This is a genomic window from Anatilimnocola aggregata, assembly GCF_007747655.1.
GTDB classification, from domain to species: Bacteria; Planctomycetota; Planctomycetia; order Pirellulales; family Pirellulaceae; genus Anatilimnocola; species Anatilimnocola aggregata.
In genome coordinates this window covers 1,383,535-1,406,073 of the sequence record NZ_CP036274.1, presented here as the reverse complement: position 1 = coordinate 1,406,073, position 22,539 = coordinate 1,383,535, and the positions used below count along the sequence as shown (strand labels likewise).

The following is a 22,539-nucleotide window of genomic DNA, read 5'->3' as shown; positions in this document are numbered from 1 at the left end:
TGTCGGATTTCACTTCTTTCTCGCTGACGCGTCGGTCTAAGTAAGTTGACTGAAGCACGATTATTCACGCAGGCAGATCTTGCAACACGCGACTTGCCTCGGCGCACAGTTTGGCAGCTGCGGCCGCCTGTGGAGCTTCGGCGATGATGCGTACCAGCGGCTCGGTGTTACTGCCGCGGACGATCAACCAGCGATCCGGCCAATCGAGCCGCAACCCATCGAGCTTGTCGGCCTGGGCTTCGGCAAAATGCTTTTCCAGTGCCACGAAGGCTGCCGGCAACTTATCGCTGCTCAGTGGGGTCGTGGTCTTGTGAATTTCGTAGTGCGGCAACTCGGCCACCAGTTCGCTCGTCGTGCAGTTGCGCTCGGCAAGCGCGGCGAGGATGAGCGCCATGCCGACGAAACTATCGCGCACGTAACCGACGCGCGGATCGATCGGCCCGCCGTTTCCTTCACCGCCAAAGCCCGCCTCGGTGCGCAGCATTTCGTCGACGACGTTTGCCTCGCCCACGGCCGAGCGCGAAAACGAAGCGCCATACTTCTCGGCCAAATCTTGAGACATGCGACTGGTCGCGCAGTTCGTCACCACGGGGCCTTGTTGATGCCGCAGCACATGATCGAGACAGAGCGCTAGCGTGAGTTCTTCGCCAATGTAGCGACCCGTTTCGTCGATGATGGCCAGACGATCGGCATCGGGATCCTGACAAAAGCCAATGTCCGCGCCAGCCGAAACAACCTGCTGCTGCACGTTCTGCAAGTTGTCAAGCGTCGGCTCGGGGGCGTGAATGAATCGGCCCGTTGGTTCGCCGCCAAGAATCGTTACCTGGCAACCGAGTCGTTGCAACAGCGAACGCCCCAGCACGCTCCCAGCACCAGCGTTACTATCGAGCAGCACCTTGCAACCGCGGGCGCGAATGGCCCCTTCATCGACGGTGGCCAGCAGCAGTTTCAAGTGCGGGCTAGTCGTATCGGGCAGTGGGCGAATTGAACCGACTTTGTCGTGTGTGGCCCAGGCGAAGTGCCCTTGCCGATAGCGGTCGAGGACCAGCCGACCAGCAACGGCCGGAATCACTCGCCCTTGCTGATTGAACAGTTTCAGCCCGTTGTATGGCAGCGGATTATGACTGGCCGAAATCTGCACGCCGCCCACCGCCTGATAGTGCCTCACCAGCACGCCAAGCGTCGGGGTGGCAGCCACTCCGGCATCCCACACGTCTTTGCCACTGGCAGCTAGCGCCGAGTGAACTGCCGACGACAACATGCTGCCCGTCGTGCGGCCATCGCGACTCACCACGACCGGTCCCGGCGGCAAGGTGGCCGCAAACGCCGCGACATACCGAACCGCCAGGTCGGGCGTCAACGTTTCGCCAATCACCCCGCGCAGGCCCGAAACACTAATGATCGGCTCAGCCACAAAATCGCTCCTTCGCAAAGTTCACTGCTCCACAATTGCCCCAATTGGACAATAGCCGGCAATCGTCAACCAGTACGCTTGAAACTACTGCTTTCTCAACCAGCGTTGAGTAAGATGTCGCCCAGGTGCTTTCTCCGCAGCCGGAATCTGCCACGCCGGAAGGACCATCACCGATGTCCGAGAACTCGCCTCGACCACCGGGCAAAGAAGAGCCCAAGCTGACTCCCGCCCAACTTAAGGCGCTCCGCATTGGCTGCGTCTTTGCTTGGCTATTGCTCCTCTCGCCCCCCGCCGTTTGGCTGGCCCTCGTGGCCATCTGTGGCCCGAACATTGGCAGCCGTCCGGCCAGCATTGGCGAAAGCGGCATCGTGATTCTGGTCGTGATTGCTGCCTTATTCATGTTTTTAGGTACCATTCTCGTGTTTCTGCCAGAGGAACCCACGAAGCCTTGAAGATTGATAGTTGAACACCCCCCTTTTGCGTGCCGCGGTCAGAACTTATTCCTGTTCAACATCTTGCGTTGCCTGGGCGAGCCACAAAAACTTCCTACTTGTTGAACAATGCCGCCGGTAAGTCATTTCTATGACCGACCAACCACGACAGCCGCCGACGCTCAATAATCCCCAGCCATCCCCTGGCAAGCTTAAGGCCCTGCGCATGGGCTGCGTCTTTGCCTGGCTGCTGCTGTTCACGCCGCTGTCGCTGGTGATTGCCCTGCGGGCAACTTGTGGAACCTTCGTCGCGGGCCAAAGCCCGGGCACTGTTTTGATTTTGCTAATGGTGGCCGGCATTTTTATGATCCTAGGTACCTTTCTCGTATTTCTGCCCGCAGAGCCTCCCCAGCCCTGAACAGACTCCGTATCTGGTTAACCCACGCGCTTGCGCGGGTGAACTGCGAAACGATTGGATTAGCAGTTCAACGGCCGCCAGCGGCTCGGTTAACAGAGAAATTTCCAGATTCCACAAGTTGCGAGCGCGGTGCCAGCTAACTACAAGCCTCCTGTCGGCAGGGACTTACGCCCAGCCACCAGGTTTGAAATAGCGGAAATTTCCAGATTCAATTTCCATTATCCGGTGCCATAAAATTCCACTATTCAACGACCTGCCAGGTAAAAATGTGTGCCATCAATAACGTCAGCTAAATGGATAAATGACTGCGAATGTAATTCAATAAAAATTCATAATTGTCATGCACGTACTACCAAATTGTGAAAGATCGGGCCGTTGCTATTAGACGCCGTAGGCGTGACACGTCTGGTCACGGAACGAAGGCTCTTTGGAACTTTTATCTGGTACGCAACGTGCTGCCATTTCCCTTATCGCAATCCATATTGCAAAACGGGCCGGTAGTATAGAATCCACCTGCCGGGCAGGAATGGCGGGCTCGGCGCGCAAATGGGCAGATCTCAGCAACGGAAGTCGGTCAGGAGCAGTTATGCGTCAGGTTCTCATGTTTTGGCGGCAGCAATCCCAAGTTACCCAGCCCGCGGAGTCGATCAGTCAGGAACTCAGCTTTGGCGAAGATGTCGACGGCCTGGTCGACCTGCCCGTGAAAGAGGTGATCGACCGGATCAAAGCGGAATTCACCGGTGTCGATGAGAAGCCGGGCGTGCTCGTCGGCCGCGGTCAGGCGGGCGATTTCGAAGTTTCCTGGACCTGGCAATTCTTCCGCATCGAAGGGCCCCACATCGGCGAAGACGATCGCCAGAAGTTTCTCAACATCGGCCGCGACTTCGGTTGCCAGGCCTATGAGCCCAAAAGCTCGCTGCCAATGAAATAGGGTTGGCCGATCTCAACTTAGCCCGACGCATGAGCAAGGGTTAGTCGCCATTCAATACTCACTCAACTTCACGGTGCGAAGTTGAGTGGCCGAATCGTGCAGCGCTTGCATCTTGAGCATGTAGCGACTTCCAGCGGCGAAGTCGGGACTCACCTGCCATGCTTCGCCGCGCCGGGCAGCCCGCACGGCGTCGATGAACTCCTGCTCAACTCGCCACGGATCCCCTGTTTCGTCGAGCAGCGTTTGATCGTGGGGCGAAGTGCCACTCGCGAGCGTGATCCGTCCTTCGCGCAGGTTCGCCACACAAGTGCCGCGCGAGCCGAACAGCGTGATCTCGGAGCGTTCGCTGCCAATGGCTAACCCGCTGTGATATTCGCGGCATATTGCGCCGCTCGAGAGCATGCCGCTAAGCGACACGATTTGCGGAATCTGAATCAACTGTTTCTCGCCCGCTGCAGTTGTTTTTTCGCGGAGCGGAATCGCGGTTGTGGCTGCCAGCGATTGATACTCGCCGCACCAGGCCTGAATCGTTTCGGCAAAGATGCCGACCTGCATGATATTCAACCCGCTCAGTTCCCGCTCTTCCCGCCAACTGACCTGGTTGGGATTGCCGTTGGCAAAACTTGTCGATTCCACGCTCACCGTCTGCAACTCCCCTAGACGACCGCTGGCCAAGAGTTGTTTGATTGTTCGTTCCCAGCGCACGCGGAATGGCGAAGGGCAGACCATATTCACCAATTGCGGTTGAGCCTGGGCAGCAGCGACCATTTGCCGGGCTTCGGCCCAGTCCATCGAGAGGCGGGCCTGACAGAACACATGCTTGCCGGCATTGAGCGCCGCAATCGACAACTCGCGATGCAGGTAAGGCCAGGTGCCGACGAAGATGGCATCGACAGCTGGATCGTCGATCCCTTTTTGCCACTCGGTTTCGACGCGGGCAAAGCCCCACTTTTGCTGCGCTCGCTGGCCACTCTCGCGCGAGCGGTTGCAGACCGCCACAAGCTCGATGCCCGGAATCTGCTGCAGGTTCGGCAAGTGCCGCTGCTCGCAGATGCCGCCGGCGCCAATAAAGCTGATGCGCACGCGATCCTGATCAGTCATGGTCTTAAGCTTCTATGTTTCGAGGGCTGCGCGGAATTGCGGCAACATTTCACTCATTGGCGGCGTCGGAGATTTGAGATACTCGATTGGTGTGGGCCCGACGGTTAGCGTCAGGAATGTGGGCCCGGCGTGCGAGAGGAAGTGCTTGGACATTTTTTGCCAGTCGGCCAGATCATTGAATTCCATCGGGAATTCGAATCCGACCCCCTTCGCGAGTGCTGAGTAATCGAGCGGCTTCTTTCGCGGTGCAGGCAACTGCTGTCCGCCGGTCACTTCATACATCTCGTTGTCGAGCACACACACGACCAGATTCTCCGGCGCGCAAGTGACGACGGTGACCAGTGAACCCAAGTTCATCAGCAGGGCCCCATCGCCCGAAACGCAGAGCACGCGTCGCTGGGGCTGCGCGATCGCTAAGCCCAGCGCGAGCGAAACAGCTCCACCCATGGTCGATGGGTTGTAGTGCAAATCGAGTGGCCGGCGGACCAACTTGGGCCAGCTGCGCGATGAACTCTGATTGGTGACCACGATCCAATCTGTGCAATGGTCGATGAGCACTTGCAGCGCATCGAGGACGGGCATTTCGGTCCGCTGTTTCGCTTGGCTCTTCATTACGGTGCTCCCTCCGCCAGCATGGCGACGCCGGCAATTTGTTGTTCGCGACAGGCTCGCACGTGCGCGTAAAACTTTGGTTTATCCTCCGGCGTGTTGAGCCAGACTGCGTTCAGCTGCCAGGCATGTACCAGCGGCTCGGCGAAGCGGCGGGCGGAATCCTTCGAATCGGCCACGAGCCAATTCCGCACGCCAATCAGCGCGAACAGCGGCAGGTGCAAGTCGTAAATCACATTCCGCAGCGCATCGCCCGATTCATACAGCCCCGTTGTCTGCATCACTACCAGCGGCTGCTTGCCACCCAGGTGCAAACCGGCTGCCAGTGGCCAGGCTTCACCCTCGCGACAGACGCGAATCAATTGCAAGCCATCGGTGGCTTCAATGGCTTCTTCCCAAGGGCCGATCGTGGTATCGGGCACCCACACGACATGGGTGAAGCGCAGCTCAGACAGCGTCGCCGCGAATTCAGGTCCGGTGAACATCAGTGGTTGACCCTGCAAAGGATTTGTTACTTATCAAACTTCGCGGCCGGCAATTCTTTCGGCACTGCGGCGCGCAGGTCGTCATCGAAGTGCAGCAGCAATGTGGTGTCGTCATCGGCGGCAAAGGGCTTGCTGGGGGGCTCGAAGCGAACGGGATTGAACGTCTGCTGCGGGCCGTAGGCAATCTTTAAATCGGCATAGCGGGGCGTTCTGGAAATTCGCAGTTCGTCGATTGCATAGGCAGCCCCGGGAACTGCCTTGGCGACCAACTCTTCAAGCCACTTGGCTCCCTTTACACCTGTGGAAGGCCGCGCCGAACTATAGCCGGCCCAATTCAAGCTGCGATAGACGGCTGGATCGCGACCATTCACGTAGACGTACGAGATTGTGCCTTGATCCTCGTATGGAGCCCAAACCAGCGCGATGTGCGCCCATTCGTTGAGCGGCAAATCGGCATGGCCGGGAACCGTGCGCAAACCATTGGCGAGAATCGCGGGCTGCTTGATGGGCGACAGGCGATCGTCCCATTGCCGCTTGACCCAAAACTCAATCGTCCCCTGCTGTTCGCTGCAGAGCGGTTCCTTCTGATCTCCCTTCACCAGATGATCGGGAATGTGGAGCGGATTGCCGGGGGCGATTTGTACTCCGCGGCCAAACCTCCCTGCGACAAACGTCTGCTGCGGATCAATAGCGATCGCGGGGGTGAGTGTGGCGGCCAATGTCTTTGGCGTGACGTTCACCGAGCGATTCAACAGCGAATCTGCTTCACCGCCAGGTTGCACCCAGCAATCGACGGGCTCACGATTCACGATTTGGAACCAACCGGTTCTGTTGCGTCCACCGGGAACAATATCGATCTGCAACGGTTGGTCCTGCTGCGCGGCCGCAGCAAACTCGACGCGATCGCCGGTAACTTTCCCGCTGACAAGCTCACCAGTGCGAGTTCTTACTCGCCACATTGCCGGGACAGCCGATTGAATTGAGAGCGCTGCTGACTCGCGCGGTGGTTGAACCCAGACCGTTTCGCCCAGTTTCACCTCAACTGGCCGAGCCGCATTCCACAGCGGGATCTCACTACTGTTCGTTTGGAGTACCGCGAGTTCCACTTGCGGCGCGAGCAAGTACGAACCGGCAGCAGCCTGTGCGTCGATCACCAATTCATGCAGGAACACGTCGTAATCCGGCAGCTTGCGATCGAAAGGCTGAATCTCAGAAGCGTACTTCTTTGTCGTTACACGGAAGTTCTTTTGCTCGGCCCCGGTTGGATCAATAATCTTCAGCTCCGGCTCAAAGCCCCACAGCGTGGCGGTGAGTGCTTCGTTCGCCGCCTTCTGCAGCACGATGGCCGTTCGCTGGGGACGATAAGGCTGGTGCGGAACAGGCACGCCGTTCTTCGCGGCCGTTTGCAGAGCCCAAATCAACCGCGGCACACCAGCGAAGGTGCGTGCCGGCGCATAGGGGTTGTAGAGTCGCGAATTGATCTCTTGTGGGTTCGCGAGCGGCGCTGCATTCGGCAAGAGTTGATTCAGTTCGTTCTCGGCCAGCGCGAGAAAGCGGGCATCGCGCGTGAAGTAGTACGCATAGCCCACATACGAATTGGAATAGACGCCAACCTTCTCGTCCTCCCGAAACGGGTCCGCTGCATAACCGGCAGCAAAATAGCGCGCGAAGATATCCTTCATGCGCGGGTCGTTTGTCACGCGGGCATACTTCCACAACGCGGGCACCCAGAAGTGCCCCATCAACGGTGCGTCGGCATGCGCGGGCAGGGAATTGTCTTGCGAACGCCAAACGCCGATCGGATGTGCCGAATCGAGAAACGCTGCGGCATATTCTGCGAGCGCTTGCTTGGCCCGCGGATCCCACGTGTGTTCGTACAGCGTCGCCAGATTGAAGAAGAGAGTCATTTGGTGCCGCGAGCCTGAACTGAACGGCGCATAGTCGCGAATCATTTCCGCCCACGTTTTCGCGGGCTCTCCCTCCTTCGGTTCGCGCCACCAGGCTTGCTCGCGATACCAGGCGGGAACATCTTTCGACCGATTCGTTACCCCCGCGAGCCCGCCCCAATACTCGCGCCAATAATTCACCACATCGTTGTACCGCTCATCGCCGGTAATGTAGTTCGCAAGGGTCGTCGTCTCGAGCGTCCGGTGATAGCTGGCCCAGTATTGCGCACCACCGCGCAGCCAGGCTTCGGCCCGGTCATGAGTCCGGACGTAATGCGTTGGATTGTCGATGCTCCACTCGCCGGGGCGCCAATGGAGCGTGCGATTGGGCTGATGTTCACCACCCAGCCAATCGCATTGAATCGTCGTGGGCTCGTGCGCGACGGCGATATCAACCCAGTGGTTCTCGGCGGGAATCGCCCAGTCATGAAACTTCCGCTCACCGCTGCGGAGATAGTTCCACCACAATTGCGTTTCTTTGCCATAGGTGTGAAATTCAAATCGCCGGGCATCGGCGTAGTGCTTTCCTGTTTTCTCGTCGAGGTGATAGCTGTAGTGCGGTCCGGCGCCGAAGAGCCACCAGCCATAATCACCAAATTCATCCTGCACTTGGCGAGACAGATCGAACAGCTTATCGACCGACGCCTCGTACTTGGAATCGTTGGGCCGTGCCGCGAGTGGACCGAAGACGTCCGTCGAGATGTTCCACTCGCCACTCGCAAGGCACAGCGGCGGAACCGCAGCTAAGTGGGCATACTCTTGCGCTTTCGCCGCTGCGCTCGACGGAGCAAAGATCAGCCAGAACTCGTGATGCTTGTTAATGCCCAGGCCATCGGCGGCCCCACGTTCGATAGCGGCCTGATCGGCATGAAAGAAATAGCGGTCGAGTGGATTCTTGCGAGTCTCCAGCCCGACGCGGAGATAGTTCTTACCTGCTTCACCAAAGAACTGTTCAATGCCTGCCTTATCAAAATCGAGTTCACCCGCCTGCGGGCTCCAGAGGTGCAAGGTGAGGTGGTTCCGGGCTGCTTCCCATTCCTTGGGAAACTGCTGCCAAAACCAACGTAGTGAACCGGTGATGGACGACTGCTCGTCAGCCACCTGCATCCATTCGCCCACATGCTCGGATGAGACGACCGTCGTAACTTCCTTTTCGCTGGCTGCTTTGTCTTTGAACACCGCAACTTCGCCGAGGCATTCCGGATTGCCGTAGTGACGATAGATCTTTTGGTAGGAAGAAACGGACCGCGTGTCAGGCTGCCAGTCGATGGTTTTCAACTGATTGCCGGCAGCTCCACTGGCGTCGACGGTGACTCGACGATTCTGCCCAGGTTGCTCAAGGGGAAGCGAATAACCGATGTCACGAAATCGCTTACCCTTCGTCGAACCGCTGAAGTGCAATTCGTCGTCAACTTTGACCAGCGGCATGCCTTTGAAGAAATGGTAACGCGTGCGGTACTTCGCGATTCGTTCGCCGCGCGGACCAGTGTAGTAGCCATCGATGCGCAGGGAGTGATGCAGCGGGCCGACCACTTCGCGCGTGATCACGCGATCCTTGCCATCCGCCGCGCTCGAAAACCGCGTTCCTTGTTCGTCAAGGTAATAATGTTCGGCGGCCATCACCCGCGCCACGATCGCCTCGTCGGGCGTCCAGCGGTCGTCGCTAATCGTTGTCTTCTTAGTCTGTTCGTCAACCACCAGGCTGTACTTCCTGCCCGGCTCGGCGATGAAATCGATCGTCAGCCAGCGAATGCTGGTCTTCTCGGCGTCCCAGGTGGCAGCGACTTTCGCTTGCAGTGGTTGCTCGCGATTCAGATCATCGACCAGGCGACAATGGGCTGCCTCCTTCAACAGGCCACGCGGAAACGGCACACCCGTGGTGATCGGCCAGGATACGGTGCGACCAGCGTAGGGCTCGTCGATGACGAGCGGCACGCGGGTTTCAGCGCCTGCGGCCAATTGGTGACCAAGTAGTGCGCAGCACAACCAGAGACAGCGGAAGGGGGCACGCATTACGCACCTCACTAGCAGGCGGGAGAGGATCGGCGAGATCGCTCTATGGTGAGGGAGCGGATTGCGAGAAACAAGGCGAGATCGAAACTTCTTGAGGCCGGTGTTTCACCTCGGCAAGAAATGAAACAAGCTGAGTGCGCCCGCGAAGGACGCACGCAGCCTGGTGTTTTGTTACGAGTGCGAATGTGCGATTACTGGATATTTCTTTAGTTCTGCAACCCCCGCGATTGCTGCTGCAAGGCGCGGGTAGCCTTGCTGGCATCGCGGGCAGTGGGGAGCGGCATCTGGGCCGATGCCTGTTGCACCCCACCATCTAAGTTTTCTTGATAAGGGACCCAGCGGCCACCTTTTTCGGCAAGTTCCACTTCGGTTTCGCGCAGAGCTGCCGGCTTGCTTTCGTATTCTTCAAACGACGCCAGAGCTTCGCGGGCTCGGCGATGAGTTGGATCGAGCGCCAGTGCCTGTCGGAAGCAAGCCTTCGAGTCTTCGACGCGTTCCTGTGAAGCATAGACGAAGGCCAGATTGAACTGGGCATCGGCTTCGTTGCCACCAGCCCGGAATTCGGCGAGTGCTTCGTCGGTGCGTCCCAGGTGGCCGAGCACGAGGCCGAGGTTATTGCGGAACCGGGCATTCGCTGGTTGCAGCGACACAGCATGCCGCAAATGTGGCTCGGCCTTTTGCAAATGGCCTTGCAAATAGTAGCAATAGCCGAGGTCATTCAAAATCTGAGCATCGTCGGGCTGACGTTGGGCGGCAAACAGGAACAGCTGTTCGGCTTCGCCATGGCGCCGCTGGCTATCGGCCACAATCCCCAAGCGGTGAGCGACGGCCGGGCTTTCAGGTTCCTTCTTGCGCAGATCCTCATAGACCTTGCGCGCTTTGTCCCATTGGCCAGCGCGCTCGAAGTTACGACCGCGGGCAATTTCCATGGCCACCGATTGGCTGAGGTCGCCATCCGGACCACTTTCACCTTTGCCCACAATCTCTTGGCTCGCAGCGCCGGAGTCGCTCTTGGCGACGGTGGCATCGGGCGAAGGAAGGCCCAGGCCAGTCTTTTTGCTCAACCATTCCCGGCCCGGCATGTTTGCACAGCCCGTGCTGACGATCACACCAGCCAGGATGGTAACCCACTGCAGATTGTTGAAAGGCTTTCGCATCATTGAGAGTCCGTTCATTGGTCTGAGCAAACCGAAAAACTGCGTCTGTCTCGCTCGTACTTACCTGTACATACCGCCGGTGCCGCCGAAGCGTCGTCCTGCTCCGCCGCCGAAGCCGCCGGAGAGGATGCCGCTGTAGTAGGAGTCTTCGGCTTCGATGGCGGTGAAGCCTTCGGCGAAGGCATTGGCGACGACGACTCGTTCGTCGGCGTTGGTGATGCCCATGCGATTCAAGTGCATGACGATGGTCCTGCGGCGTGCTTCGTCGAGTTGTGGCCGGGCATTGTGCCGGCTTTCTTCGACGACGATTGGGAACGGCACGTGTTCCAATCGCAGGGCCACGCTCTCGAGGTGCTTCTTCGCGCCGGGGCCGAGTTCGGCGGTATCACCGCGGAACTCCTGATCGTAGAACGTGAAGTCAGCCGCCTCGGCATTCGTCTGCTGGGTTTCCCAGAACGAGTCGGTGGACTGCCCAATCGGGAAGGGACGATCGAAGGCCGGTCCATGCGGCGGGGCGCCATAGGCCTTGCCGAAATGCCCGCCGCGATGCGAGCTGGCCTGGCGGTCGAATTCGTCCCAGCAGCAGCCGCTGAAGGCTGCCGCACCGAGGATCGTCAGGAAGAGTATGGTGTGTTTCATGGCGGGTCACTCTGCGGGTTGAGTGTTGCGTGTGAGTTGAGTGGTGCTGCTGGTCTGTAGACAAGGTGACAAGGTGACAAGGTGACAAGTGTGTCCTTGTCACCCACTCACCCCCTCCTTGTCTCTTATTGCCCATGTCCGAACGGTCCGCTGGTCATGGCGGGTCCGCCGGCACCGTAGCGTTTCTTCAGGCGTGGCCAGACGGTGCTGCGATAATCCTGGGTCGGATTACCTTCCAGGTCGCCATGCAGGAAGAACTGGGCACTGGTGGGCTCGGTGATATCGAAGCCAGGCAGTGGCGGCACTTCTTCGGGTTCCATCGCCTGCACCAGTTCGGGTGTGACGAGGATCAGCAGTTCCGTTTCGTTGCGGGCGATGTCGCGATTGCCGAAGATCTTCGCCAGGAAGGGAAGATCGCCGACCGTGTTGCCGGTCATGTTGTCTTCGAGCAAGCCGGCGATGGCCAGCGTCTGACCTTCCCGCATTTCGACGGTCGTGGTCGCGGCTCGCACCTTAAGCCCCGGCGTGTTGTTCACGGTCAACTGGCTGTTGATCTGGCTGAACTCGGGCGAGACTTGCAAGCGAATGCGGTCCTTATCGACCACCGTCGGCATGAAGCTGATGATCGCACCGAAGGCGCGGAAGTCGGTCGTCACCGCGTTGAGGCCGGCCGAACCGACGAGGGTCGGCACAGCGAACTCACCACCGGCGATGAAGGTGGCGGGTGTACCACTCATCGTGACGAGCGTTGGTTCGCTGAGCAGGCGGAGCACGCCCCGCGATTGCAGGTAGCGAACGCCGATTTGAATGTCGTCGCCGTCGAGTTGTGTGAGCAGCGCTGGTCCCGCTCCGCCGACGACGTTGAGCATCGACTGCAGAAAGAGTTGGCTCCCATCGGGATTGTCGGTGAAGTTGATGTTCCCTCGCACGCCGACGCCGATGCCGCGGGCCGCGGAACGGTTCATTTCGGCGATCTTCACCCGCAGGGCCACCTGCTGCACGCCAGGGACGCGGAGCATGTTGATGACTTGCAACCGCGAGCGCTGCGAACTGCCGGTAGCACTATCGCTGAGGACTTGGGCAGCTGCCCCTTCGCTCAGACCGCCACCGAAGCCGCCGCCAAAGCCCGCACCATTGCCGCCGCCGCTCGACTGGCTGCGAACGAGGGCGACGATTTGAGCCGCCTCTTCGCTGTCTTTGGCCTGGCCGCGAATGATCAGCTTGTCGGCGACGAGCAGGAGTTGAATCTTGCTGTCGGGGAACATCTCGTTGATGACGTCCTGCAGCATCTTGTAGGTGTCTTCGGTCTGTTTCACTTGCGCCACGTCGGGCACGACCTTAATCAGGTACGTCACGGGCTGCATGGCCGGGTCGTCGAACCAGAAGGTGATGTGGGTCGAGCCCTGGCTCTTGCCGATCAGCGAGACTTCGCGAGGTGTGAACTGGACGATGTCGCAGATCGAGTCGTCGACGACTGCCGTGCGGTAGATGTCGACCTTGGTGCGAAGGAGTTTGCTGCGGCGGACCATGACCTGAACGGCACCGGTTTCATCAATGACTTCGAACGGGCTGTTGGCGCGCCGCATCGCATCTTCCTGGGGCGCGACGGGGTCAGCCATCGGGGCCAGGTTGAGTGGCCGGGGTGCGGGTGGCACCGGCGCGGGCTGAGCGAAGTTCACAGGCTGCGGAGCCCGCGGCACAGGCAACTCGATGGTCTGCGAATCGGCCGGTTGGTTGAACGTTGGCTGGTTGAAGGGCCGGGCCGCGTCGTTGGTCGGAGCCAGCGGGAAGCGCTGGCTCGGTGCCAGGTTGGCCGTGGTATTTTGAATAGGCGCTGCGTTGATCGGCGCTTCGGGCTGCAGTGCCAGCGGTTGGCGCGAGACGGGCTCGAGCGGCGGTGGCTGCGGAATCGACAGCTGCGGAATCGCTAACTGCGATTGGGGCAGCGGCGCTGGTGCGAAGGGCGAAGCAGCGGACTGGATTGGCTCGACCGGAGCGCGATCGAACTGAGCGGTCCGCGCTTGTTCGGCGCCGTCGATGCCACTGGCCGGCTTGATCTGGCTGCCGGGTCGGGGCAACTCACTGGCCGAGAGAATCGGCGCTGGGTTGTTGGTTGTGGGACTGGTCGCAGCCGCATTGCTCGGCGTTGGTGTTGGCCTCTTCACGCCGGGCGTGGTCTCGACCAGTTGGCGGATGTCTTGCATCCAAGGACTGGCCGAACTGGGCGCACCGGCGGGAAACGCGAGGGGCGCTGCCGTCGTTGCAGGTGCTGCCACGATGGGCGCTAAGGTGTTCGTGGCCGGCGTCTGCCGGGGTACCGGCGGCAACAGCGCGGGCGTTTGAGCGGGGCGCACCGGTCGCGGCACGTTCGAGCCGGCGAGAATCGGCGGCAATCCCGGTTGGCTCTCGCCTGGTGGGAGTTCGCTGGGCGCGGCTTCGATGGCCACACGCTGCAGCGGTTTGGTGCTGCGCTGCGCTAAGGTGCCCGGCTGCTGTCCGAACAGCACGTGTCCGGTCAGGAAGCTGGCCGTGCAGAGCGAAGCCGCCAGCCAGCGTTGCCACCGACGAGCGCTCCGCGCACGACGTTTACGTGACGATCCAAGCATCGCCTTCCCCCTCTAAATGTTCTGAGCGGCGTGCCTCCCAAAATTTGGGTCCCCGGCCAGCGCTCAGCTGTCGTCCTTGACTACGTTGCAGGTTGCTCTCGGGCACTGCCAGGAACGATGCTCTTGCGAGTCTCACTCCCCACCCGCCAGCCGTTTCCAATCACCGGCCAGCTCCTGCCCAGCTGTCGACTCTCGTTGTCCTCATTCGAACTGCCAACTTCCGGCGCATTCCCCGCGCCCTCCGCTCGCAGACCAATCCCTGCCTCATTCCTATCGAACCCCCCAACCAATCCAATTGAGAAATTGTGCCGGTAATTCTGCTTGTGCCGAAAAATTTGGTGGTACCGGTTAGGTATTCGCAATTCACTGGCTGCAACGGCGAATTTTGCTAGAGTGCAGCTAGCGAAAGCCGGAGATGGGGTGTTGCTGCGCGGCCGTAAGTTGTTTGCTGACAAGTCCATAGTACTTGCCCTCTGCAATCACAAACTGCCCCGTGCCAATACTCGCAAAAGCTCAGGCAGTCGGGGCAACGCGGGGAAAAATGAGGCCTTGCAACCACAGGTTTACCTACCAAGGAATTGACCTTGAGGGTTATTTGTAATTTTGGGCAACAAACACTTGGAATAACCTGACCGGCAGTTCATGATGTTGGGGTTAGTGCCTGTTTAGCGACTGGAGTAGTAGCAATGGCTGGTCTGAAGCGGAACCGAAATCTCAACGTCGAGCAGCTCGAAAATCGTCAGATGATGGCTGGCATCGTCACGATTACCATCGACAATGCCGCCGGTGAGGCGTTCTTCGTCGGCGACGATTTGCCGAATGGCATGACGATTACGTTCCAAGGTGGCAGCGGTTCCAACAACACCTACCGCATTAGTTCCGTCAACACGGGGACCGCCGGCGATACCGGCACCCGGTTCCGGATTGGCACGGGCGGCACTCCGCAGACCACGATTTCGAGTCTGGCGATTCCTAGTTCTTACGATTTGATCGTCCAGATGCGCGACGGTAACGACCGGTTGGTCTACAACCAGAACGCGCCTGCTTCGAACGTTGCCATCAACTTCCGCGATGCAACGTTCGATCTGGGGCTAGGTGCCATCGATGCACTGGATGCCACTTACTTGCGAGTTGCCCGCGACTGGAAGATTTATGGTGGGCAGGATTTGCTGAATGTGGTTCCAGCTCAGGCACCCGTCATTACACTAGGTCGCGGCGGGCCGAATTTCGTCGGCCGCGACTTCGGCTATATGGGGGGGAACGGCAACGACAACTTCACGATGCTGGCCACCACAATTACGCGCAACGTCGGTTTGCCGCCAGCAGTGACCTACGACAACAATAACTTGCCCACCAATGCTTATTGGCAAAATCCCTTGCAAGCTGGCCGGTCGATGGAGACTCGCGAAGGCAACGACCAGGTGACGTTCATTAATACGCCAACCGGACCCGTCCTCGTTGGACATACAGCCACGTCCGCTGCGGCCAGCATTTTTCGGCTCGATACAGGTGCCGGCAACGATGCCGTCGCTTCGACCGGCATGACCGTGAATCAAATGATTTGGAATTTGAATGACGGTGACGACACCGTGTTCTTCCAATCAACCACGGTTCGCTACGATTCCACGGTCGACGGCGGAGCCGGTTACGACATCCACACCGAATCGAACCGCGCACCGGTCAACAACTTCACTGTGTTGACGGGAGCGACCACCGATCCCACGCCTTCACCCACCGTTGTCGAAGTAACGTTCAGCAACTTCGAGAATGGCACACCCAACCCGAATCCCGGCGGTGGTGGCGGTGGTGGTGGCAGCGGTGGTGGTGGCGGAGGTGGCGGCGGACGTTGGAACTATCGCAATTCGGGCGGAGTTGTTCCCGTCAATACAAGCGGCAGTGCTGGCGTTGGTGGACTGGAAGAAACTCTGCTGACTTATGCAGGCGGGTCGGGTTCGAACGCGGTGATTGAGGCCTCGGCCTTGATTGCCAACGGACGACTGCTGATTAATGGAACGTCGGCGAACGATCTGATTCTGGTGACTTCGGTCATCGATGGCTTAGTTCGCGTCCGCTTGGGCAATCGCATTCTCGGCATTTTCAGTGTCGAGGGGGGCGTGGCCATTAATGGCGTCGACGGCGACGATTTTATCTACGTCGCACCTTCATCCGCCACAACACTGGTGGCTGCCAATCCCAATAGCGACAACGTCTCGGGTGGTTCGAACGTTCTCGTTTACAACTCCAACACGGTGTACACCACTCGCAATGCGGCTGACGCAATCGCTGCCAGCAACCCGGCAACGCTGACGGCACAAGATCTGGCGTTACTCGAGCTCTTGTATTCCACGCCTGCTGGTGGCGGTCCCGGAGATGGTGATGACGACGGCAACGGTGGCTGGCGCTAGTTGCTGCTCTCGAGCGGCCTGGTGATGAAAAAACACCTCACGCGGAAATGAAGAATTTTTTCCGCGATCGGCGTGCACGGCCCGATTTTGAACGTATCTTTCAGATGGGTTTGATCGCAGCAGCAGTCGCTGGCTGCTACGGTTGAAACCTGCCACTTGCTGCACGACTGCCCCAGCTGCTTCATGTTGCGAAGGCAGTCGTGCGACTAGACCAGGGGCGCCAATGCCCTCCCCGAACTCAGACCGTCGCATAACCGCTGTGCGACGGTCTGTCGTTTCTTGACAGTAAATCGAGCGCTGTTACTTTGCGCCCCAATGAGCCACCTGTCCGCTCCGCAGCGATTGATTCGCCAGCTGCGCTGCAGCCGCTGAAGTCACGCCTGCTTCGGCCGGTGCCGTCGGTTTTTTGCGCGAGCGCGTGCATTCGACCCAATTGGTCAGGTGCAGCAGTTCGCCATCGGGCTGAGGATAGAAGTCGGCGCCGCGCGGCATCCCTTCGTTGAGGATCCAGTCGCTGGGCTTGAGTTTGCTCTTCCGCTCGGGAATGAGTTCGTAACGACCGCGATCGATATAGATACTTGCTTCGGTTCCCATGAACACAATCATGGACGCGTTACGGGCATTGCTGAAGGTTCCTTCGAAGTAGGCCTGAATCGCTGGCGGGTTAGAACCGGCGGCCGGCTTGGGGTCAGCATAACGCAGCAGCGTTTGCACGGTATCGGGCGTTTCCCAAATCCCGCCGGCATGATGAAAGTCGCCAATGCTTGCCGCCGACAGGGGATGATCGAGATCGAGAATCCAATGTGCAACGTCAATCCAGTGCACCATCAGGTCGGTGAAGATGCCGCCGCCAAAATCCCAGAACCAGCGCCAATTGCGAAAACGATATTCGTTGAACTCCTGCGCCGGCGCGTTGCCGACAAACTTCTTCCAATCGACCGAGTTCGGATCGATCCCCAGCTTATTGGTCGTCGCGCGCGAGGTATTGCGATTCCAACTCAAGTGAACCTTCACCACCTTGCCAATCTGCCCCGACTGAATAATTTCGCGGGCCTTGGCAATGTGCGGCATACTTCGCTGCTGCATGCCTACCTGCACGATGCGCTGATGTTTGTTCTGCGCGTCAATCACGCTTTGCCCTTCTGCCAAATCGTGAGTCAGCGGCTTTTCGACATACACATCTTTGCCGGCGGCGCACGAGTCGATCGTCAGCGGCACGTGCCAGTGATCGGGCGAGCCGATCAGCACTGCATCGACATCCTTGCGAGCGAGTAGCGCGTGATGGTCCTTGGTGGCGAAGGCGCTAGGGTCGGCCAGTTTCTTGCCAGCTTCCAGGTGTACATCCCAGACGTCGCAGACGGCGGTGATTTTCACGCCGGGAATCGTGCGCAGCGATTCCATCAATTTACGGCACCGGCCCCCCGTGCCAATGCAACCAACTTGCAAGGTATCGTTGGCGGCATAACCACGTGCTGATTCGGTGTTGGCCGCAGCAGCCAACAGAGCGGCCGAAGCGGCGGCAGAGTTATGTAGAAATTGACGACGCGTGGTCATGAGTTGAATCCGGAGAGGTAGGAAGGTATCAGCTGACGATGAGTCCGCTCGAGTCGTCTCTGATTGTGGCTGGCTCACGTTACGCTGACAACACGCAGTGGGCGGTGAGCGCGCAAAAAAAAGCCCGGCAGATCGACGAGATCTGCCGGGCCCGTGGAGGATTCGCCCGGAATGAACGAACGAATCGGACGCATTGGTTCGCGAAGAACTCGCGATGGGCGGGTTGATTCAATTACTTCTTCAGCACGACAAACCGCGAGCCTTCGGCACCTTTGACGAGGAGCATGACTCCCTTCGAAAGGTCAGCCGTCTTCACCGCGGCACGAAACTCTTCAACGTTGTTGACCGGCGTGCGGCCAACTTGCGTGATCACATCACCTTCGTCCAAGCCAGCTTGAGCGGCGACGCTCCCCTGCTCGACGTCGGTGACGACGACTCCTTGCTCGACCTTCACACCCAACTGTTTGGCGACAGCCGGTGTCAGCGGGCTGACGTTCAGGCCGAGTTCGTCGAACGAGGACGACTCGCTGGGCTTGGCTTCAGGTTCGTCTTGCTTTGCCACTTCGCCATAACCCTTGGGTTGTTCGCGAACGCTGACTTGCAAAGTCACCTTCTTGCCGTCGCGGAGCACCACGAGCGGCTGCTTAGTCCCCAGCGGAGCACGACCCACCACGGCTTGCAGTTGACGTGGGCTGTGGACCGGCTGGCCGGCGAACTCCACCACCACGTCTTGCGGCATCATTCCAGCCGCAGCAGCGGGCGAATCGGGCTGCACATCAGTGATCAGCGCTCCTTGCGAAGTGCTGAGTCCCAGTTGTTCGGCGAGCGCCTGGTCGACGGGCTGAATGCCCACGCCGAGGTACCCACGATGGACTGCTCCATCCTTGAGCAACTGTGTGCTGACCCACTTAGCGACGTTCACCGGTACGGCGAAGCCAATACCTTGGAAGCCGCCACTGCTCGAGCTGATAGCCGTGTTGATGCCAACGACTTCGCCCTGCAGGTTCACGAGTGGGCCACCGCTGTTCCCTGGGTTAATCGCGGCATCGGTTTGCAGGAACTCGTTGTGTCGAGTAATCCCGATGTCGCGACCCTTGGCCGAGATAATCCCGGCCGTAACGGTGTCTTGCAGGCCGAAGGGTTGACCGAGGGCCAACACCCAATCGCCAATCATCATCTGATCGCTATCGCCCAGCACTGCGTACGGCAGCGGGACGCTCGACTTGATCTTGATGACCGCCAGGTCAGTGCTGGGGTCGGTCTTCACATCGACAACGTCGAACTCGCGACCATCGTGCATTTTGACCCGTAGCTTGCCGCCACCGGCCACCACGTGGTTATTGGTAAGAATGATACCGCTGCTATCGATGATGACGCCCGAACCGCTGCTCTCACGGCCGCCCGGTTGTTGTGGTTGCATGTCTTCCAGATCGGGCATGTCCCCGAAGAACCGCTTCAGCAGTGGATCGAGTTCTTCCATTCCCGGGCGTTGCATGCCGGGTGGAACCTGGCGCGGTGAACGGCGCGGAATTTCGCGCTGCACCAGTTTCGGCTGCACGACGTTTTGAATGGATACGACGGCCGGCAACACGCGATTCGAAGAAGCGCGAAAGGCTTGCGACAGGGCGTTGGCATGCGTCAGATTTTCCTTCGCATGCGGCGATGCCGTAACAGCCGGTGGCGACGTTTGCGCGGTCAGTGAATCGACCGAGTTCAAAAAATATCCCGCGGCGCTTAGAGTGCCGACGGTTAGCGCCGAGCCAAATGCCCAACGCGAAAATGTACTTGAAACCGCCTTCTGCATGATAATTCTCCTGTTTGTCCCTGGATCAAATCGCTCGAGGTCTGGTTGCCGCTCGATCTGCTCCGTTGCTTGCCAGCACTTGAGCGTTATGAAAAAATAATCCGCTCCACGCAATCAATACGTTGCCACGAACGAACCGGTTCTTGCCGAAAATTCGTTAGATTTTAACTAGCGAGAACCCGCATTCACCGCGGCAGGCCGCAGCCTTTCGAGCTCGGTCAATTTGACAGTCGAGCTCGATTGCAGACTCTAAAAAAGCACCTGGCGTGCCAATCCGTCCCACAGAAAAGGACTCGGGCAGAGCAAAACGAGGCGACTGTCGCAACTCGTTTTTTTGCTGGAACTTAGCGGGCCATGAAATAGAAGACAGCAAATAGAATCATTAGCAGCACCGTAAACATCACGGCATTCCGCCGCAGGCGACGCGACGCCCGCTCGGCGTCGGTCAGCTTGCGAATCCCCACATCCTCGTCGTCGCGAATCTTCTTTCCGTCGCGACCTTGTACCTGCAGACCACCCAGGCCGGGCTTGGAAACGCTAGCGCCGGGCGCGAGAACAGGCCTCAGCGGACCACCCGCCGGCTTCGGCAGGGGAACTTCGGCACCGGGCGCTGACGGTGAGACAGGACCGGCGGTCGCGCCGGGTGGCAACATCGAATCGACAATGCGCGTGGGTTGCAGGGCCGTCGGCTGACCGACAGCTGCAGAGGTCACTTCGGTTGCTCCGGGGGGCAGCAAGTGCTCAATGGCCGATGGCGTTGGAGAAGGTAGCGAACTGCCTGGCTCAGACAACTTTGTTTCAGTCGAAGACGGCGCAGGCCGCGCCGCTGCTGCGCCAGGCGGCAGCAAGGCTGCGATATCGTCAGGCGTTTCCGTAGGGACCAGCGGTGTCGGCTTGCTGGGAGGCATTGCTCCCGGTGGCAACATTTCGTCGACAGCGGGGGGAGGAGCCGAGACTGGTTGCGGCCGTGACCGTTCTGGTGAAGGCGCTGCAGCGCGAGGTTCACCAACGGGCTTACGCTGCGGGGGCAACCGATCGTCGGGCTTCGTCGTTGGCTCGCGGCGAGGTGGTGTTCGTTCCTCGCGCGGCTTGCTCTCGCGCGAAGTTGGTGGCAACCGATCTGCGCCGGGTGGCATTCGATCACCACCCGGTGGCAGGCGATCACTGCGCGTAGGATCGACGGCGGGACTCTTCGGCGCGCTGGATGATTCTCCTCGCGTCGGGGGCAGCCGATCAGCGCCCGGTGGTTCTCGACTTGGCGGCACTGATGGCGAAGCTGGACGAGTCGGCGGTTGGCGATTGCCAACTTCCGGCCGCTGCGGCACTGGCCTTACCGGCGCTGTCGGCGGCATGTTAGCGGGCGGCATGCTGCTCGGTGGCAATGTGCCCGGTGGGAGCATCGATTGAATATCGGGCCCGGTCGCTGTAGTTGGCGCGGGCTCGACGACTGCCTCCGCTGCAACTTCTTGCGGGTTGTGCCCCGTGAGTGGCGGCACCATGATCGGCGTATTGCAATGCGGGCAACCAACCTGTTGACCACTCAAGGCTGCAGTCACTTGCAACGGGTTGTTGCAGACCGGGCATCCGAGCGTGAAGAGTTGTTCCTGAGGCGGTGGCTGAAATGCAGGGGGCGCGGCGGCCAAAAACTGAGCCAGCACTTCGGCCGGCGGCAACATCAGCGCGTTGTGACAGAGCGGGCAAGCTACCTGCTGCCCGGCATAGTCCGTATCGACTTGAATGTTCCCCGCACAATGCGGGCACGCCAAAGTAACCGCCGTCATTGCCTCTCTCTTCCGCCCGGGCTCAACCTTGTTCCGTCGGCACGCTCTTCCGGCTCCCGGTTCTCCTCGCCAGCTGACAAGAACCGTATCGTAATCGGAGCGGCAGAACTTTGCACGGTTGGGGTGAAATAGTAGTCACCGCGAAGTGCAAATGCGGAGGTTTGCAATAGGCCTTTGAGGACTAATTGCTTTAATCGCCCCGCCGTGCAGCTGGCGTGGGATAACCCAGCCGCTTATCGACTTTATTCAGCAGCGACTTGCCCGTCAGATAGCGCCGCAGGTTCTCGCAGATCAAATCGGTACTATCGTCCACCCGCCGCTTGGCCTGGGCACCGACATGCGGAGTGATGATGACGTTGGGCAACGTCCACAGCGGGCTTTCTTTTGGCAGCGGCTCGATTTCGGTAACGTCGAGCCCCGCCCCCGCCAACTGACCCGCTTGTAGCGCCGCGACCAATGCGGCTTCGTCGACGACAGGTCCGCGGGCGACGTTAATCAATACCGAGCCCTTTTTCATCTGGGCGAACTCACGCGCGCCGAGCAGGTGATGCGTATCGGCATTCAGCGGCACACACACAATGACAATGTCGCAAGCCTGCAGCAGTTGCGGCAGTTGATCGGCGGGCCACAGTTCGTCGACGCAGTCGGGTTTCTCGTCGGTGAACATATCGGTCGCCAAGATCCGCACCTTCCACGGTCGCAGCACTTCGGCGATGCGCGTGCCGTTGCCACCGAGCCCCACAATGCCGACCGTTTTGTGGTGCAGGTCGCCAGTCGGCCGCCGAGTGAAATCGAACTTCTGTTGCGCGCGAAAGAACGTCGGCAAACTGCGCAGCAGTCCTAGCAGCAGGGCGAACGTTTGCTCGGCAACCTGGTCGGCGAACAGCCCCGAGGCACTCGTGACGATGATCGGCGAGTCGATGACTTCGGGCGTGAGGCAATGATCGAGGCCCGCTGCCGAGGATTGAATCCACTGCAGTCGTCCTTGCTTCACCACCTGCGGCCAAGGGACGGGAACCTTGGCGTGGCCGCAAAAAATATCGGCGGCGAGGAGTTCCTCGGCGATATGTTCCTGACCGGCGTTGCAAACCTCGCAGCCCGGCGCGGCTGCTTGGATTTGGAGTAAGTGACGCTCTTCAACTGGGTAACACAGCACGATGCGCATAACGGAACCTGGGCATAAACGGGAACTTTACATTGACAAAAGATATTTCCAGATATAGGTTTGCGACAGTAGGGGAAGCC

Annotated in this window: 16 protein-coding genes; 4 read left to right on the top strand and 12 right to left on the bottom strand. The window is 59.5% G+C overall.

Translation table 11 applies throughout. From position 1 onward, the window contains the following. Window positions 1-64: 64 nt before the first annotated feature. On the bottom strand, window positions 65-1,414 hold the full coding sequence (gene glmM / locus ETAA8_RS05470; RefSeq protein ID WP_145086030.1) for a phosphoglucosamine mutase: 1,350 nt from the start codon (window positions 1,412-1,414) through the stop codon (window positions 65-67). A 173-nt stretch (window positions 1,415-1,587) separates the two neighbouring features. On the opposite strand from glmM, the gene ETAA8_RS05465 reads away from it, so the two are divergent. The 3 genes from ETAA8_RS05465 to ETAA8_RS05455 all read left to right on the top strand — a co-directional run bounded on the left by ETAA8_RS05465 (window position 1,588) and on the right by ETAA8_RS05455 (window position 3,194). Beyond that, window positions 1,588-1,866 carry a hypothetical protein gene (locus ETAA8_RS05465; RefSeq protein ID WP_145086027.1) on the top strand — a complete coding sequence of 93 codons (279 nt, stop codon included), beginning with the start codon at window positions 1,588-1,590 and terminating at the stop codon, window positions 1,864-1,866. Window positions 1,867-1,996: 130 nt separating this feature from the next. Further along, the gene (locus ETAA8_RS05460; RefSeq protein WP_145086024.1) at window positions 1,997-2,263 is read left to right on the top strand and encodes a hypothetical protein; all 267 of its coding nucleotides are present in this window, start codon (window positions 1,997-1,999) and stop codon (window positions 2,261-2,263) included. A 586-nt stretch (window positions 2,264-2,849) separates the two neighbouring features. Beyond that, on the top strand, window positions 2,850-3,194 hold the full coding sequence (locus ETAA8_RS05455; protein ID WP_145086021.1) for a hypothetical protein: 345 nt from the start codon (window positions 2,850-2,852) through the stop codon (window positions 3,192-3,194). A gap of 51 nt (window positions 3,195-3,245) precedes the next feature. Here ETAA8_RS05455 and ETAA8_RS05450 read toward each other — a convergent pair whose 3' ends face one another. The 7 genes from ETAA8_RS05450 to ETAA8_RS05420 all read right to left on the bottom strand — a co-directional run bounded on the left by ETAA8_RS05450 (window position 3,246) and on the right by ETAA8_RS05420 (window position 13,750). Further along, window positions 3,246-4,295: a Gfo/Idh/MocA family protein gene (locus tag ETAA8_RS05450; RefSeq protein ID WP_145086018.1), complete on the bottom strand. Its 1,050-nt coding sequence runs from the start codon at window positions 4,293-4,295 to the stop codon at window positions 3,246-3,248. 12 nt (window positions 4,296-4,307) lie between these two features. Next, complete coding sequence (locus tag ETAA8_RS05445) at window positions 4,308-4,907, bottom strand: thiamine pyrophosphate-dependent enzyme (RefSeq protein WP_145086015.1); 600 nt, start codon at window positions 4,905-4,907, stop codon at window positions 4,308-4,310. Further along, the gene (locus tag ETAA8_RS05440; RefSeq protein ID WP_145086012.1) at window positions 4,907-5,389 is read right to left on the bottom strand and encodes a thiamine pyrophosphate-binding protein; all 483 of its coding nucleotides are present in this window, start codon (window positions 5,387-5,389) and stop codon (window positions 4,907-4,909) included. Before ETAA8_RS05440 ends, ETAA8_RS05445 begins: the two co-directional genes overlap by 1 nt. Window positions 5,390-5,415: 26 nt before the next feature. Beyond that, complete coding sequence (locus tag ETAA8_RS05435) at window positions 5,416-9,348, bottom strand: LamG domain-containing protein (RefSeq protein WP_145086008.1); 3,933 nt, start codon at window positions 9,346-9,348, stop codon at window positions 5,416-5,418. 206 nt (window positions 9,349-9,554) lie between these two features. Beyond that, entirely contained in the window at window positions 9,555-10,508 is a 954-nt protein-coding gene (locus ETAA8_RS05430; protein ID WP_202921575.1) for a tetratricopeptide repeat protein, read from the bottom strand. Between the two features lie 57 nt (window positions 10,509-10,565). Further along, window positions 10,566-11,144 carry a hypothetical protein gene (locus ETAA8_RS05425; protein ID WP_238397603.1) on the bottom strand — a complete coding sequence of 193 codons (579 nt, stop codon included), beginning with the start codon at window positions 11,142-11,144 and terminating at the stop codon, window positions 10,566-10,568. Window positions 11,145-11,269: 125 nt separating this feature from the next. Continuing rightward, entirely contained in the window at window positions 11,270-13,750 is a 2,481-nt protein-coding gene (locus ETAA8_RS05420; protein WP_145086001.1) for a type II and III secretion system protein family protein, read from the bottom strand. 686 nt (window positions 13,751-14,436) lie between these two features. On the opposite strand from ETAA8_RS05420, the gene ETAA8_RS05415 reads away from it, so the two are divergent. After that, the gene (locus ETAA8_RS05415; protein ID WP_145085998.1) at window positions 14,437-16,155 is read left to right on the top strand and encodes a hypothetical protein; all 1,719 of its coding nucleotides are present in this window, start codon (window positions 14,437-14,439) and stop codon (window positions 16,153-16,155) included. Window positions 16,156-16,455: 300 nt separating this feature from the next. On the opposite strand, the gene ETAA8_RS05410 is transcribed toward ETAA8_RS05415, so the two are convergent. From ETAA8_RS05410 to ETAA8_RS05395, 4 genes are all read right to left on the bottom strand, one after another. Beyond that, entirely contained in the window at window positions 16,456-17,709 is a 1,254-nt protein-coding gene (locus tag ETAA8_RS05410; protein WP_145085995.1) for a Gfo/Idh/MocA family protein, read from the bottom strand. Between the two features lie 232 nt (window positions 17,710-17,941). Next, complete coding sequence (locus ETAA8_RS05405; RefSeq protein ID WP_145085992.1) at window positions 17,942-19,513, bottom strand: Do family serine endopeptidase; 1,572 nt, start codon at window positions 19,511-19,513, stop codon at window positions 17,942-17,944. 344 nt (window positions 19,514-19,857) lie between these two features. After that, window positions 19,858-21,294 carry a hypothetical protein gene (locus ETAA8_RS05400; protein ID WP_145085989.1) on the bottom strand — a complete coding sequence of 479 codons (1,437 nt, stop codon included), beginning with the start codon at window positions 21,292-21,294 and terminating at the stop codon, window positions 19,858-19,860. 190 nt (window positions 21,295-21,484) lie between these two features. Next, window positions 21,485-22,459 carry a D-2-hydroxyacid dehydrogenase gene (locus ETAA8_RS05395; protein WP_145085986.1) on the bottom strand — a complete coding sequence of 325 codons (975 nt, stop codon included), beginning with the start codon at window positions 22,457-22,459 and terminating at the stop codon, window positions 21,485-21,487. Window positions 22,460-22,539 lie beyond the last annotated feature (80 nt).